We start from the raw sequence: 14669 nt of genomic DNA, 5'->3' as shown, positions 1-14669 counted from the left end.
GGAGCAGGAACTACCAGGAATCGTGGAGAATGCACGTTTCGTTACCCCAATGCGGACAAGCGATACGCGTCACGCCGTGTTTTTTGGGTAATGTGGAATCGCACAAACTTTGCAGGAGCGGCACTTGGCCCGGATTCATTCCCTGACCCGGCGCGACGACGCGCCCGCCATGCTGGTCCAGCTGACCGACAGCCATCTGTTCGGCGAACCTGAAACCTCGATGCTGGGCGTCAACACGGACGCCAGCCTGCGCGCGGTGCTGCGCCAGATCGAGGCGGACGGCAAGCATCCCGATCTGCTGCTGGCGACCGGCGACATGTCCCAGGACGGCGAGGCCGCAGCCTATCGCCGGCTGGCGCGCGTCCTGTCCGAGGCGCCGGCGCTGGCGCAGGCCTGCATCCGCTGTCTGCCCGGCAACCATGATCTGCCGGCCGTGATGCGCCAGGAACTGCCGCAATGGTCGGTCCCGGTGACGGACGTGGGCGCCTGGCGCGTGGTCACGCTGGACACCACCGTGCCCGGTTCCAACGCCGGCCATCTGCCCGCGAGCCAGCTCGACCTGCTGGAGGCCGCGCTGGTCGAGGCTCCGGGCCGCCACACGCTGGTCGCCATGCATCACAACCCCATGCAGATCGACAGCCACTGGCACGATTCGATGATGATCGACAACCCGCAGGCCCTGTTCAAGCTGCTGGCGCGCTGGCCGCAGGTCCGCGTGCTGCTGTGGGGCCATGTGCACCATGAGTTCGACCGCCGCCGCCACAACCTGCGCCTGCTGGCCACGCCGTCGACCTGCTTCCAGTTCAGCATCCGCGACGGCAAGCACGTGGTGGACAACATGGCGCCCGGCTACCGCTGGATCAAGCTGTACCAGGACGGTTCAATGGCGACCGGCGTACGGCGCGTGCAGGACGCGCTGTGGCATGGCGCCATGACGGCCTCCGACAACGCCCAGGCGGCCTAGACAAGCCGCGCTTCTTGCTCCGGCTGCGCACGGCGTTGGCCGCTTGAGTTCTGTGCAAGCGCAAACCGGACGCGCATAAAAAACGGGGCACCAGGTATGCATGGTGCCCCGCAAGCATCCGTCTCATAGGGGAGGGGAAAGAGGAGAAGCCGAGACGGATGACAAGACTGCTAACCGAAGTTCGCGGTCTACATGAAGTTAGGCGGTGCGATCCTCATTAAGTTTCTCGCGCCGCGCAAAATTTCCGCCCGAATTTGTATCAATATATTCATGCGCGGCCGCGGCGCGCCGGAAAAGCAAAAGGGCCGCTGATCGCGGCCCTTCGCATGGTTCGACAAGCGCCTCAAGAGGCCAGGTTGCCGCGCATCTTCTTCAGGGCGGCCGCTTCGATCTGGCGGATGCGCTCGGCCGACACGCCGAACTCCTGCGCCAGTTCGTGCAGCGTGGCGCCGCCGTCGTCCTGCAGCCAGCGGGCCTCGACGATGCGGCGCGAACGCGGATCCAGCGCTTGCAGCGCGTCGGTCAGGCCGGCGCTTTGCAGCTGGTCGCGGGCGGCGCGTTCCAGCACCCGGGTGGGTTCCTGGCGGCCCTCGTCGGACAGGTAGGCGATGGGCGCGTAGCTGTCATCGTCATCGTCCTGGTTTTCCAGCGACATGTCGCGGCCGGACAGGCGCACTTCCATTTCGCTCACGTCTTCGCGGCGCACGTTCAGTTCGCGCGCGATGTGGTCGACCTGTTCCGGATCCAGCGTCTGGCCGTCGGGGCGCATGCTGCGCAGGTTGAAGAACAGCTTGCGCTGGGCCTTGGTGGTCGCGACCTTCACCAGCCGCCAGTTGCGGATGATGTACTCGTGGATTTCAGCCTTGATCCAGTGCACGGCGAACGACACCAGGCGCACGCCGCGCTCGGGGTCGAAGCGCTTGACGGCCTTCATCAGGCCCACGTTGCCTTCCTGGATGAGGTCGGCATGCGGCAATCCATAGCCCAGGTACTGACGCGCCACCGACACCACCAGGCGCAGGTGCGACAGAATCAGTTCGCGCGCGGCGCCCAGGTCTTCCTGGTCGCGCAGGCGGCGGCCTAGCTCGGTTTCACGTTCCGCGGACAAGACCGGCAGGCGGTTGACCGAGGAGATATAAGCGTCGATCGTGCCAAGTGCGCCCGGATTGGCAATGGCCAACGCCAGGGCGTTGCCGGAAGCGGCCAACGAGGTACTGGGTTGCTTCATAGCGGGGGTCTCCGGATGGCGAAGGGATAACGACATGGATTCGATGTTAGCACTCTAGTATTGGGAGTGCTAATTCGACTATTGCGGCGCGTCAAAGTTTCATTCGTCGCATTGCGTCCCCGTTTATTTTTTCGGGGTGGTTTGCCGCCATGGGACAAACGAGCGCTGCCGGCGGATGGCCAGCCCCTGAATCCGGACGCGGTTGCGGCTTGCCCTACCAGCCCAGCCGCTTCAAGCCCTCGGCCGTAGCTTCGCCGTCGGGCCGCACGAACAGCGCCCCGCGCGGATCCATCAACACCTGGTAGCGGGCGCCATCGAACAGCGGCATATACGCAGCGCTGCCAAATTGGACATCGACGAACGGGAACCAGTTCGGGAAATTCTTCTTCAGCGATGCCAGATCCGGCGCCGGCCAGTCGTCCAGCGCGTGGACCGAGCGCGTGGCCGAGGCTTCCCGCGCCGCATCGCTATAGCGGCCGGACAGGCGCTCCAGCCGGTACAGCGGCGGCACGCCGGCCATCAGCGCCGGCAGGCGCCAGCGCACGACCCGCGCATCGATCTGCCACTGATCCCCGTAGAGGACGTACTGCTTGGTGCCGGTGCCAGGCGCGCTGGCGCTGAGCTGGAACTGGCCGTCGGCCACCTGCCGAACTTCAATATGCGCCACCGGCTCATCGGTCGTCAGGCGGAAGAATTGCACCAGCGAAAGGGCCAGCAGGCCCGACACGCATCCCAGCAGCACCAGCATCAGGCCGAACAGGCGGCGCACCGGCCGGAACTGGAACATCCTGCGGCCGCGCTCGTCTCGCGGGCCGCCGCGGCCCAGCAGCATGACGATGCCCGGCAGCAGGACGACGACGGCGCCCAGCAGTATCCAGACGAAGGGAGCGATTCCGTTGATCAAATCAGGCGTTCCTATTGAGCACAGACCGCAGGCGGCGCGCCGGGGCGCGCAAGCAGCCTGCCGCGGCAGGCCCGCCAGTATAGAAGCGCGCCCTCAGGGCGCCGGTTTTCCAAGCCGCTCGACGTGAAACCGGATGTGATCCTCGATGAACGTCGAGATGAAGTAGTAGCCATGGTCGTAGCCCGGATGGCGCCGCAGGTCCAGCGGCTGGCCAGCGGCGGCGCAGGCTGCCTCGAATACCTCGGGATACAACTGTTCGGCCAGGAATTGATCCGACTCGCCTTGATCGATCAGGATGCCAGCGGGAAACGGATTGGTGGCGCCGCGCATCAGCGCGGATGCGTCGTACGCGGCCCAATCCTCGGTCCTGTCGCCCAGGTAGGCGCCGAACGCCTTCTTGCCCCAGGGGCATTGGCAGGGCGCGGCGATGGGCGCAAACGCCGACACCGAGCGGAACTTGCCGGGGTTGCGCAGCGCCAGCACCAGCGCGCCGTGGCCGCCCATGGAATGGCCGAAGATGCCGGTGCGCGACGCGTCGCCGGGCAGGGCCTCGCCCGTGACGATGCCGTGCAGTTCCTGCGTCACGTAGCTGTACATGCGGTAGCGGTCGCGCCAGGCGGGGGTGGTGGCGTCCACGTAGAAGCCCGCGCCGGTGCCCAGGTCCCAGCTTTCGTCCTCGCCGGCCACGTTGGCGCCGCGCGGGCTGGTGTCCGGGGCGACCAGCATGACGCCAAGCTCGGCGGCCAGGCGCTGGGCGCCCGCCTTGATCATGAAGGTCTCTTCCGTGCAGGTCAGGCCCGCCAGGTAGAAGAGCACCGGAACCGGGCCTTGCTCGGCCTGCGGCGGCAGGTAGACGGAGAAGCGCATGGGCAGGCCGATCTCCGCGGACTCGTGGCGGTAATAGCGCTGCCAGCCGCCGAAGCAGCGATGCTGCGAAATGAGTTCCAGGGCGACTGCCATTGCTTTCCTCCGGTCGGAATGATGGGAAAGAACGTCTCGCGGATTAGGGGATATCCACGGTACGACGTTCCGTCGCCGAATGTTAACCTGGGCTTTATGGGGTACGAACGACAGAAAAAAAGCGATTTCCTGCCCTGACCATGATCACGGGACTTGACCAGCGCCCACCGTGGCACTATTTATATACCGTGAGCGAAGACAACCCGTTCTTCCAAATACGCAAGTCCTGACACTATGGCCCGTCTGCCCCGTCTGTACGCCCCTGGGCTGCCCCAACTGGTGCAGGCCAACTTCATCCAGCCGCTGGCGGCGCCGTCGCAGCCCGCGCCGGCCGACATATTGAACCAACTGGCCACGTGGCTGGGCGAATCCGCCCAACGCCACCGAGTCTCGGTTCACGGCTGGCTGCTTGCCAACGACCGCATCCTGCTGCTGGCCACGCCCGCGGACGAGGAAGGCCTGCCGCGCCTGATGCAGACGCTGGGCCGCAACCTTGCGGCGCGCCTGCGCGGCGGCCGGGTCTTCGCCGGCCGCTACCGCTCTGCCTTGCTGGAACCGGGCGCCTGGGTGCTGCCGTCGCTGGTCTGGCTCGAAACCTACCCGGTGCGCAGCGGCGCCTCGCAGGATCCCGATTCCTGGCCCTGGTCGTCCGCTTCCAGCCATACCGGCAACACCACCGCTGCGCCCGCGCAATGGCAGTCGGACCACGCAGACTACTGGGCCTGTGGCAATACCCCGTTCGACCGCCAGGCCAATTACCGCAAGCGCTTGCAGGACGGCCTGTCGCGCGAGGAAACGCAGCGCATCGACCAGGCTGTCTCCGGACAATGGGCGCTGGGCGGTCCCGCCTTCATCGCCAGCCTGGCCCATACCGCCAGCCGCCGGGTCGCACCTGGCCAGCGCGGACGTCCGCGCAAGAAGCCGGCGGCGGCGTCTACCGACGCGGAACCGAGTTCCTCGCCGCCCACCACGACGCCCACGTCGACATCCTCCTGATTACGGACCCGCCTGAACGGCGGGTTCTTTCATTGTGGCGTACCACTACGGCGCAGACCGCCGTGCGCATTGGCGTTTCCGCAACGCCGACGCTAGCCGCAGCTATCAAAATCCCTCAAATAATTGGGGACATATAACAAGAAAAAAGGCGATTTGTCGCATGAGCGAGCACCTTACTGGTGCATACCCTCCTGGCGAGGCCCATTTGGCGCGGTTCTTTATGCGTCACCGAATTAACCATCAATGACAGTCCATATTAAAAATAGGGGACATACCCTATTTATTCCTATTGCACCCTACTCATGTCGGGGGTATTGTCCGTCTCCTGCACTGCAACATTACGACGCAGGCCCACTGCGGAGCGCGCCATGCCCCAAATTACCCCGATCGACTCCTGTCCCCCGCCCAAGGCGACCCCCATCGATGCCAGCCGCATCGGGCTGCCTTCCGCCCAGGGCCTGTACAACCCCAAGAACGAGCATGACGCCTGCGGCGTCGGTTTCGTCGCCCATATCAAGGGCAAGAAAAGCCACGCCATCATCCAGCAGGGCCTGAAGATCCTGGAAAACCTGGACCACCGCGGCGCGGTCGGCGCGGACAAGCTGATGGGCGACGGCGCCGGCATCCTGATCCAGATTCCCGACGCGCTCTATCGCGACGAGCTCGGCCATCAAGGCATCACGCTGCCGCCTCCCGGCGAGTACGGCGTGGCCATGGTGTTCCTGCCCAAGGAAACGGCCTCGCGCCTGGCCTGCGAACAGGAGCTGGAACGCTCCGTGCGCGCCGAAGGCCAGGTCGTCCTGGGCTGGCGCGACGTGCCGGTGGACGTGGACATGCCCATGTCGCCCGCCGTGCGCGCCTGCGAACCCGTGATCCGCCAGCTGTTCATCGGCCGCGGCGCCGACGTGATGGTGCCGGACGCGCTGGAGCGCAAGCTGTACGTGATCCGCAAGACCGCCAGCCACGCCATCCAGAACATGCATCTGGCGCACGGCAAGGAATACTTCGTGCCCTCGGCCTCGGTGCGCACCGTGGTCTACAAGGGCCTGCTGCTGGCCGACCAGGTCGGCCGCTACTACCGCGACCTGGCCGACCCGCGCACGGTGTCGGCCCTGGCGCTGGTGCACCAGCGCTTCTCGACCAACACGTTCCCCGCCTGGCCGCTGGCCCACCCGTACCGCATGATTGCCCACAACGGCGAAATCAACACGGTCAAGGGCAACTTCAACTGGCTGCGCGCGCGCGAAGGCATGATGCAGTCGGCCGTGCTGGGCGACGACCTGAAGAAGCTGTACCCCATCGTCTACGAAGGTCAGTCGGACACCGCCACGTTCGACAACTGCCTGGAACTGCTGGTGAATTCGGGCTACTCGCTGGCCCACGCCATGATGATGATGATCCCGGAAGCCTGGGAACAGCACACGCAGATGGACGAAAGCCGCCGCGCTTTCTACGAGTACCACGCCGCCATGATGGAACCGTGGGACGGCCCCGCCGCGGTTGCGTTCACCGATGGCCGCCAGATCGGCGCCACGCTGGATCGCAACGGCCTGCGCCCGGCCCGCTACCTGGTCACCGATGACGACATGGTCATCCTGGCTTCCGAAGCCGGCACCCTGTCCATCCCCGAGAACCGCATCGTCAAGAAGTGGCGCCTGCAACCGGGCAAGATGTTCCTGATCGACCTGGAACAAGGCCGCATCATCGACGACGCCGAGATCAAGCTGCAGCTGGCCAACAGCCGGCCGTACCGCCAGTGGATCGAACGCCTGCAGATCAAGCTGGAATCGCTGCCGGCCCCGCGCCAGGCCGCCGTCGCCACACAGTCGCAGGTGTCGCTGCTGGACCGCCAGCAGGCCTTCGGCTGGACCCAGGAAGACTACAAGTTCATCCTGGAACCCATGGCCACGACGGGCGAGGAAGTCATCGGATCGATGGGCAACGACGCGCCGCTGGCCGTGCTGTCCGATCGCGCCAAGCCGTTCTACAACTACTTCCGCCAATTGTTCGCGCAGGTCACGAACCCGCCGATCGACCCCATCCGCGAACAGCTGGTGATGTCGCTGGTGTCCTTCATCGGCCCCAAGCCGAACCTGCTGGACATCAACAACGTCAACCCGCCGCTGCGCCTGGAAGTGTCGCAGCCGGTGCTGGACTTCGCCGCCATGGCGCAGATCCGCGACATCGAGCAGGTCACGGGCAAGAAGTTCCGCAGCTTCGAACTGGACATCACCTATCCCGCCGCCTGGGGCCCCGAGGGCATCGAAGCCCGCGTGGCCGCGCTGTGCGCGCGCGCCGTGGACGCGGTGCGCAGCGGCTACAACATCCTGATCGTGTCCGACCGCCTGGTCGACAGCGAGCGCGTGGCCATCCCCGCGCTGCTGGCGACGTCCGCAGTCCACCAGCACCTGATCCGCGCCGGCCTGCGCACCAACACCGGCCTGGTCGTGGAAACCGGCTCGGCGCGCGAAGTGCACCATTTCGCGCTGCTGGGCGGCTACGGTGCGGAAGCCATCCACCCCTACCTGGCGCTGGAATCGCTGGGCAAGATGAACGACCCCGAAAAGGCGGTCAAGAACTTCATCAAGGCCATCGGCAAGGGCCTGAACAAGGTCATGTCCAAGATGGGCATTTCCACCTACATGTCCTATACCGGCGCGCAGATCTTCGAAGCCGTGGGCCTGCAGACCGCGCTGGTGAACAAGTACTTCACCGGCACCGCCTCCAACATCGAAGGCATCGGCATTTTCCAGGTGGCCGAGGAAGCGCTGCGCCAGCACCGCGCCGCCTTCAGCACCGATCCGGTACTGGCCAACGACCTGGACGCGGGCGGCGAATACGCCTATCGCGTACGCGGCGAAGAGCACATGTGGACGCCGGATTCCATCGCCAAGCTGCAGCACGCTTCGCGCGCCAACAACTACCGCACGTACAAGGAGTACGCGCAGATCATCAACGACCAGAGCCGCCGCCACATGACGCTGCGCGGCCTGTTCGAGTTCCGCTTCGATCCGTCGCGCGCGATTCCGCTGGACGACGTCGAATCCGCCAAGGACATCGTCAAGCGTTTCGCCACCGGCGCCATGTCGCTGGGCTCGATCTCCACCGAAGCGCACTCGGTGCTGGCCGTGGCCATGAACCGCATCGGCGGCAAGTCCAACACCGGCGAAGGCGGCGAGGACGAACTGCGCTACCGCGCCGAAATGCGCGAAGGCAAGAGCACCATCAAGGACGGCGACACGCTGGCCTCGGTGCTGGGCTCGGACCGCATCGAAGCGGACGTCGAACTGAAGAAGGGCGATTCGCTGCGTTCGAAGATCAAGCAGGTGGCCTCGGGCCGTTTCGGCGTGACCGCCGAATACCTGTCGTCGGCCGACCAGATCCAGATCAAGATGGCGCAAGGCGCCAAGCCCGGCGAAGGCGGCCAGCTGCCTGGCCACAAGGTGTCGGAATACATCGCCAAGCTGCGCTACTCGGTGCCGGGCGTGGGCCTGATCTCGCCCCCTCCGCACCATGACATCTATTCCATCGAAGACCTGGCCCAGCTGATCCACGACCTGAAGAACGTGAATTCCAAGGCCTCGGTATCGGTCAAGCTGGTGTCGGAAGTCGGCGTGGGCACGGTGGCCGCGGGCGTGGCCAAGGCCAAGGCCGACCATGTCGTGATCGCCGGCCATGACGGCGGCACGGGCGCCTCCCCGGTGTCGTCCATCAAGCACGTGGGCACGCCCTGGGAACTGGGCCTGGCCGAGACGCAGCAGACGCTGGTGCTCAACCGCCTGCGCAGCCGCATCCGCGTGCAGGCCGACGGCCAGATGAAGACCGGCCGCGACGTCGTCATCGGCGCGCTCCTGGGCGCCGACGAGTTCGGCTTCGCGACCGCGCCGCTGGTCGTGGAAGGCTGCATCATGATGCGCAAGTGCCACCTGAACACCTGCCCGGTGGGCGTGGCCACGCAAGACCCGGTCTTGCGCAAGAAATTCCAGGGCAAGCCCGAGCACGTCGTGAACTTCTTCTTCTTCATCGCCGAGGAAGTCCGCGAAATCATGGCCCAGCTGGGCATCCGCAAGTTCGACGACCTGATCGGCCGCGCCGACCTGCTGGACATGCGTTCGGGCGTGGAGCACTGGAAGGCCCAGGGCCTGGACTTCGCCCGCGTGTTCCATCAAACGCAATCCGACGCCGACGTGCGCCAGACCGAAGAGCAGGACCACGGCCTGGCCGGCGCGCTGGACCACCAGTTGATCGAGCGCAGCAAGCCCGCGCTGGAACGCGGCGAGAAGGTTTCGTTCATCGTCCCCGTGCGCAACCGCAACCGCACCATCGGCGCCATGCTGTCGGGCGCGGTGGCCGCGCGCTACGGCCATGATGGCCTGCCGGACGACACCATCCACATCCAGTGCAACGGCACGGCCGGCCAAAGCTTCGGCGCGTTCCTGGCCCACGGCATCACGATGGACCTGGTGGGCGAAGGCAACGACTACGTCGGCAAGGGCCTGTCGGGCGGCCGTATCATCGTGCGCTCGCCCAACGACTTCCGCGGCTTCGGCCCCGACCACATCATCGCCGGCAACACCGTGCTGTACGGCGCGCTGGCGGGCGAGGCGTTCTTCAACGGCGTGGCCGGCGAGCGTTTCGCGGTGCGCAACTCGGGCGCGGCCACCGTCGTGGAAGGCACCGGCGACCACGGCTGCGAATACATGACCGGCGGCACCGTCGTCGTACTGGGTGCCACGGGCCGCAACTTCGCGGCAGGCATGTCGGGCGGCGTGGCCTACGTGTGGGATCCGGAACGCACGCTCAAGCAGCGCGCCAACCTGTCCATGGTCGAACTGGAAAGCATCGTGCCGCACGCGGAACAGCTCGCCCAGAACAACATCGACGTCTGGCACAGCGCGCAGCGCGGCGGTGAACGCGAAACGGACGAAACCATCCTGCGCCGCCTGGTGGAAGACCACTTCCGCTACACCGGCAGCTTCCGCGCCCGCGAAATCCTGGGCGACTGGGAAGCCTCGCGCGGCAAATTCGTGAAAATCATGCCGACGGACTACCGCCGCGCATTGGGTGAAATGTGGCGTGCAGCCAACCCGCAACAACTGGCTGCGTGAGGGATACCATGGGAAAGATTACCGGCTTTATGGAATTTCAGCGTCTGCAGGAGGCCTCCGAGGCCCCGCAGAAGCGGCTGAAGAACTGGCGCGAATTCGTGCTGCACCTGAGCGACGACCAGGCCAAGCAGCAGGCGGCGCGCTGCATGGACTGCGGCATCCCGTTCTGCAACAACGGCTGCCCCGTCAACAACATCATCCCGGACTGGAATGACCTGGTGTACCGGCAGGACTGGAAGCGCGCGCTGGACGTCCTGCACTCCACCAACAACTTCCCCGAGTTCACCGGCCGCATCTGCCCGGCGCCGTGCGAAGCTGCCTGTACCTTGAACATCAACAGCGACGCTGTCGGCATCAAGTCCATCGAGCACGCCATCATCGACAAGGGCTGGGCCGAGGGCTGGGTGTCGCCGCAGGTGCCGGCGCGCAAGACCGGCAAGAAGGTTGCCGTGGTGGGCTCCGGCCCCGCCGGCATGGCGTGCGCGCAGCAGCTGGCCCGCGCCGGCCATTCGGTGACGCTGTTCGAAAAGAGCGACCGCATCGGCGGCCTGCTGCGCTACGGCATCCCCGACTTCAAGCTTGAAAAGCACCAGATCGACCGCCGCATCTCGCAGATGGAAGCCGAGGGCGTGGAGTTCGCGCCGTCGACCTACATCGGCAATCCCAGCGACCCCGTGGCCGACGGCCTGACGGTGCGCACGCCGGAATCGCTGCTGGCCGAGTTCGACGCGGTAGTGATGAGCGGCGGTTCGGAAACGCCGCGTGACCTGCCGGTTCCCGGCCGCGAGCTGTCGGGCGTGTACTTCGCCATGGACTTCCTGCGCCAGCAGAACAAGGCGGTGGCGGGCGACCGGCTCACCAACCAGACGCTGGCCAAGGGCAAGCACGTGGTGGTGATCGGCGGCGGCGACACGGGTTCCGACTGCGTCGGCACCAGCAACCGCCACGGCGCAGCCTCGGTCACGCAATTCGAGCTGATGCCCCAGCCGCCGGAAAGCGAAAACAAGACCATGACCTGGCCGTACTGGCCGTTGAAAATGCGCACCTCCTCTTCGCACGAAGAGGGCTGCGAGCGCGACTGGTCCGTGACCACCAAGCTGCTCCAGGGCAGCAATGGCAAGGTCGAAAAGCTGATCGGCGCGCGCGTCGAATGGTTCAAGGACGAAGCCACCGGCCAAATGAAGATGCGCGAAGTCGAAGGCTCTGAATTCGAGATCAAGGCCGACCTGGTGCTGCTGGCCATGGGCTTCGTGTCGCCCGTGCAGACGGTGCTGGACGCCTTCGGCGTGGACCGCGATGCGCGCGGCAACGTGCGCGCCAATACCGACGACTACCGCACCAACGTCGAGAAGGTCTTCACCGCCGGCGACATGCGTCGCGGCCAGTCCCTGGTGGTCTGGGCCATCCGCGAAGGCCGCCAGTGCGCGCGCTCGGTGGACGCCTACCTCATGGGCAGCAGCGAACTGCCGCGCTGATCGCCACGATCAGGCTCAACCGGATCGCCGCCGAGCGCATTGCGCCGGCGGCGATTTTTTTGCCTGCCCTCCGGCCTGTTGCAACATAACCACTTTCCGATTGCGGTCTTTTCACGATTTGACACACATCAAGCGGGCCGGACGCCAGGTTTGAGAACCTGTCGTCTCACCCAATGGAAAGATCGGAGAAGAGAATGTTTTCGCTGAACGGCCGTATCCGCGCCACCGCCATCGCCGGCCTGCTCGCCGCTGGCACGCTCGCCGCCCCCGCGCACGCCCACGAAGCAGGCGACGTGCTGTTCAAGGTCGGCGTGACGCAGGTCCGCCCCTCGTCCAACAACGGCACCGTGCTCAATGGCAGCGTCGGACTCGACGTGAGCAACAACGTGCGCCCGAGCTTCACGCTGACCTACATGGCCACGCGCAACATCGGTATCGAACTGCTGGGCGCCTGGCCCTTCCAGCATGACGTCAGCGGCAGCGGCCTGGGCAAGATCGGCTCGACCAAGCAATTGCCGCCGACGCTGAGCCTGCAATGGCACATCCTGCCCGACAGCATGATCCAGCCCTACATCGGCGTGGGCATCAACTACACCCACTTCTTCGACACCCAGGCCGAAGGCGCGCTGAAGGGCTCGGACCTGAAGCTGGGCGACTCCTGGGGCGTGGCCGCGCAGCTGGGCGCGGACTTCAAGATCAACGAGCGCTGGTTCATGAACGCGGACATCCGCTACATCGACATCCGCTCCAAGGTGAAGCTGGACGGCCAGCACATCGGCACCGCGCGCATCGATCCGTGGGTCGCGACGCTGGGCGTCGGCTACCGCTTCTAAGCGCAAAAGGGCCGCGCATCACGCGCGGCATGCCTCAGCCTTGCGGCGAATCGAGCTTGTGCCGCAGGGCCTGCAAGGCCGGCGTGTCGTCATCGGCGCGCCAGACCAGCTGAGTCAGGGCCCTGCCATGCGAGCCGGACAGGGCGCCGATGCGCACCGTGTGCTCCGCCCCCAGCACCGCCAGTACCGAACGCGGCACGATGGCCACGCCCGAACCCGCCGCCACACAGGCGACGATGGCGTGGTACGAGGCGAACTCCATCACCTTGCCCGGCGCGACGCCTTCCTGGTTCAGCCAGGACTCCAGGATGCGCCGATATGAGCATCCCGCCGCGAAGGCGATCACGCTGCGCTCTCCCAGATCCTTGGGGCTGTCGATCGGGTCCCAGGCCAAGGGCGAAATCAGCGCCAGTTCTTCCTTGAACGCATCCATCGCCGCCAAGCCCTCGGCCGGAAAGGGCTGCGCCACGAACGCGGCCTCGATCTCGTAGTTGCGCACCTTGGCTGCCAGCGCCCCCGACGTGCCGGTCACCAGTTCGATCCGCACTTGCGGCCAGGCCGCGTGATAGGCCGCCAGAATGGGCGGCAGGCGCGCGGCGGCCGTACTTTCCATGGTGCCGATGCGCAGCACGCCCTGCGGGGAACCGTCGCGTACCGCGGCCTGGGCTTCGTCAGCCAGGCGCAGCAGGCGGTCGGCATAGGACAACAACACCCGCCCCTGGTCCGACAGCACCAGCCGGCGATTCTGGCGCCGGAACAGCGGCGCCTCCAGCGAGGCCTCCAGCTGCTTCAGGCGCGTCGACACATTGGACTGCACGCGGTTCAGGTGGGCAGCGGCGCGCGCCACGCCGCCCTGATCGGCAACCGCCTTGAAGATCTGCAGCGCATCGAGGTCCAAGTTTCTCATTTTGAGAACTCGCTATCTTAATAATTCACTATTAATGATATTAGTACAGCCGTAGAGTAGGGGCCATGTCAACGCCCATTTACCCTTCCGCCTCGCGCGGCGCCGCTGCCCTGGCATGGCCCGCAGCGCTGGCCCTGGCCGCCGCCATGGGCATAGGCCGGTTCGCCTTCACGCCGGTCTGGCCCCTGATGGCGCAGGAGGCCGGGCTGTCGCTGGCGCAGGGCGGCTGGCTGGCCTCCGCCAATTACGTGGGCTATCTGCTGGGTGCGCTGGCGGCGGTCGCCTGGCCCATCCGCCGGCTGCGCGGCACGCTGGCGGCCAGCCTGCTTGCGGTAGCGCTGCTGACGCTGGCCATGCCGCTCTGGCACGGCATGGCAATGTGGTGCGCGCTGCGGCTGGCCGCAGGCTACGCCAGCGCCAGCGCCTTCATCTGCGTGGCGGCATGGCGGGCGGTGCCTGCGGGCGATCCGCGCGAGGCGGACGCGTCCGCCGTGACCTACGCCGGCGTGGGCGCGGGCATTGCGCTGACGGGGCTGGCCTGCCTGGCGCTGGCGGCGTGGGGCGCGCGCGCCGACACGGTCTGGATCGCGCTGGGGGGGCTGGCGCTGGCGCTGTCCGCAATCGCCTGGTCAGGGCTGCGCCGCCAAGCCACGCCAATGCCGGCGCGATCGGCCAGCGCGGCTCGCGCCGCCCGGCTGCCGCGCGACATCCCTGCGCTGGCGCTGCACTACGGCGCGTTCGGCGTGGGCTACATCGTCCCAGCCACCTTCCTGCCGGCGATGGCCAAGGAAATCATTCCCGACCCGGCCATCTTCGGCTGGGCCTGGCCCCTGTTCGGCCTGGCCGCGGCGGTGTCCTGCCTGCTGGTGCCTCGCCTGGCGCGGGGCCGCGACAGCGTGCAAATCTGGCGCGCCGCCCAGGCTCTCATGGCGCTGGGCATGCTGGCCGTGGCCGTCTGGCACCACATCGCCGCCGTGATCGTGGCCGCTGTGCTGGTGGGCGGCACCTTCATGGTGATCACGCAGGCGGGCATGCTGGCCGCCAGGCGCTCGGCGGGTGCCTCCGCGCCGCGCGCGGCAGCCCTCATGACCGCGGCGTTCGCCGCCGGGCAGATCCTGGGACCGTTGCTGGCGTCCTGGGCCGCGCAGTGGAGCGTCGGCCTGCCGCAGGTGCTGGCGGCCAGCGCCACGCTGCTGATGCTATCCGCGTGGCGCTTGGGAAAGATCACGACAGATGACAATGCCGCTGGGCATAATGCGAACGGCCCGCGGGCCCGTTCACACTAAAAACAAAA

General features: G+C 66.4%; 10 protein-coding genes. 6 read left to right on the top strand and 4 right to left on the bottom strand.

The genetic code is table 11. The annotated features are described in order from the left end of the window. The first annotated feature begins 124 nt into the window (after nucleotides 1-124). Complete coding sequence (cpdA, locus tag N5C88_RS01235) at nucleotides 125-964, top strand: 3',5'-cyclic-AMP phosphodiesterase (protein WP_280014498.1); 840 nt, start codon at nucleotides 125-127, stop codon at nucleotides 962-964. A gap of 343 nt (nucleotides 965-1307) precedes the next feature. On the opposite strand, the gene rpoH is transcribed toward cpdA, so the two are convergent. From rpoH to fghA, 3 genes are all read right to left on the bottom strand, one after another. Beyond that, a complete protein-coding gene (rpoH, locus tag N5C88_RS01230) occupies nucleotides 1308-2228 on the bottom strand; it encodes an RNA polymerase sigma factor RpoH (protein WP_175161969.1) in 921 nt (306 codons plus the stop codon). Nucleotides 2229-2406: 178 nt separating this feature from the next. Beyond that, nucleotides 2407-3096: a hypothetical protein gene (locus N5C88_RS01225; protein ID WP_251878521.1), complete on the bottom strand. Its 690-nt coding sequence runs from the start codon at nucleotides 3094-3096 to the stop codon at nucleotides 2407-2409. Nucleotides 3097-3189: 93 nt separating this feature from the next. Next, the gene (gene fghA, locus N5C88_RS01220; protein WP_280014497.1) at nucleotides 3190-4056 is read right to left on the bottom strand and encodes an S-formylglutathione hydrolase; all 867 of its coding nucleotides are present in this window, start codon (nucleotides 4054-4056) and stop codon (nucleotides 3190-3192) included. Nucleotides 4057-4290: 234 nt separating this feature from the next. Here fghA and N5C88_RS01215 point away from each other — a divergent pair, with 234 nt between their 5' ends. The 4 genes from N5C88_RS01215 (at nucleotide 4291) to N5C88_RS01200 (ending at nucleotide 12468) form a co-directional block, all read left to right on the top strand. Beyond that, on the top strand, nucleotides 4291-5052 hold the full coding sequence (locus tag N5C88_RS01215; RefSeq protein ID WP_059376848.1) for a hypothetical protein: 762 nt from the start codon (nucleotides 4291-4293) through the stop codon (nucleotides 5050-5052). A gap of 368 nt (nucleotides 5053-5420) precedes the next feature. Then, nucleotides 5421-10160 (top strand): glutamate synthase-related protein, encoded by a 4740-nt coding sequence (locus tag N5C88_RS01210; protein WP_059376846.1) that lies wholly within the window; start codon nucleotides 5421-5423, stop codon nucleotides 10158-10160. 8 nt (nucleotides 10161-10168) lie between these two features. Next, on the top strand, nucleotides 10169-11635 hold the full coding sequence (locus tag N5C88_RS01205; protein WP_054455468.1) for a glutamate synthase subunit beta: 1467 nt from the start codon (nucleotides 10169-10171) through the stop codon (nucleotides 11633-11635). Between the two features lie 194 nt (nucleotides 11636-11829). Further along, entirely contained in the window at nucleotides 11830-12468 is a 639-nt protein-coding gene (locus N5C88_RS01200; protein ID WP_059376841.1) for an OmpW family outer membrane protein, read from the top strand. Nucleotides 12469-12502: 34 nt separating this feature from the next. On the opposite strand, the gene N5C88_RS01195 is transcribed toward N5C88_RS01200, so the two are convergent. Beyond that, a complete protein-coding gene (locus tag N5C88_RS01195) occupies nucleotides 12503-13375 on the bottom strand; it encodes a LysR family transcriptional regulator (RefSeq protein ID WP_118933491.1) in 873 nt (290 codons plus the stop codon). Between the two features lie 65 nt (nucleotides 13376-13440). On the opposite strand from N5C88_RS01195, the gene N5C88_RS01190 reads away from it, so the two are divergent. Further along, on the top strand, nucleotides 13441-14661 hold the full coding sequence (locus N5C88_RS01190) for a YbfB/YjiJ family MFS transporter (protein WP_118933490.1): 1221 nt from the start codon (nucleotides 13441-13443) through the stop codon (nucleotides 14659-14661). Nucleotides 14662-14669 lie beyond the last annotated feature (8 nt).

Origin of the sequence: Achromobacter sp. GD03932 (assembly GCF_029839485.1) — a bacterium.
GTDB classification, from domain to species: domain Bacteria; phylum Pseudomonadota; class Gammaproteobacteria; order Burkholderiales; family Burkholderiaceae_B; genus Achromobacter; species Achromobacter bronchisepticus_A.
The sequence above is the reverse complement of the archived record's forward strand: the minus strand, read 5'-3'. Positions and strand labels throughout refer to the sequence as shown.

Excerpts from the sequence above, each read along its gene's own strand:
- rpoH (WP_175161969.1), bottom strand. The coding sequence starts at position 2,228 with ATGTCGTTATCCCTTCGCCATCCGGAGACCCCCGCTATGAAGCAACCC.
- N5C88_RS01195 (WP_118933491.1), bottom strand. The coding sequence starts at position 13,375 with ATGAGAAACTTGGACCTCGATGCGCTGCAGATCTTCAAGGCGGTTGCC.
- N5C88_RS01190 (WP_118933490.1), top strand. The coding sequence starts at position 13,441 with ATGTCAACGCCCATTTACCCTTCCGCCTCGCGCGGCGCCGCTGCCCTG.
- N5C88_RS01205 (WP_054455468.1), top strand. The coding sequence starts at position 10,169 with ATGGGAAAGATTACCGGCTTTATGGAATTTCAGCGTCTGCAGGAGGCC.
- N5C88_RS01200 (WP_059376841.1), top strand. The coding sequence starts at position 11,830 with ATGTTTTCGCTGAACGGCCGTATCCGCGCCACCGCCATCGCCGGCCTG.
- fghA (WP_280014497.1), bottom strand. The coding sequence starts at position 4,056 with ATGGCAGTCGCCCTGGAACTCATTTCGCAGCATCGCTGCTTCGGCGGC.
- N5C88_RS01215 (WP_059376848.1), top strand. The coding sequence starts at position 4,291 with ATGGCCCGTCTGCCCCGTCTGTACGCCCCTGGGCTGCCCCAACTGGTG.
- N5C88_RS01210 (WP_059376846.1), top strand. The coding sequence starts at position 5,421 with ATGCCCCAAATTACCCCGATCGACTCCTGTCCCCCGCCCAAGGCGACC.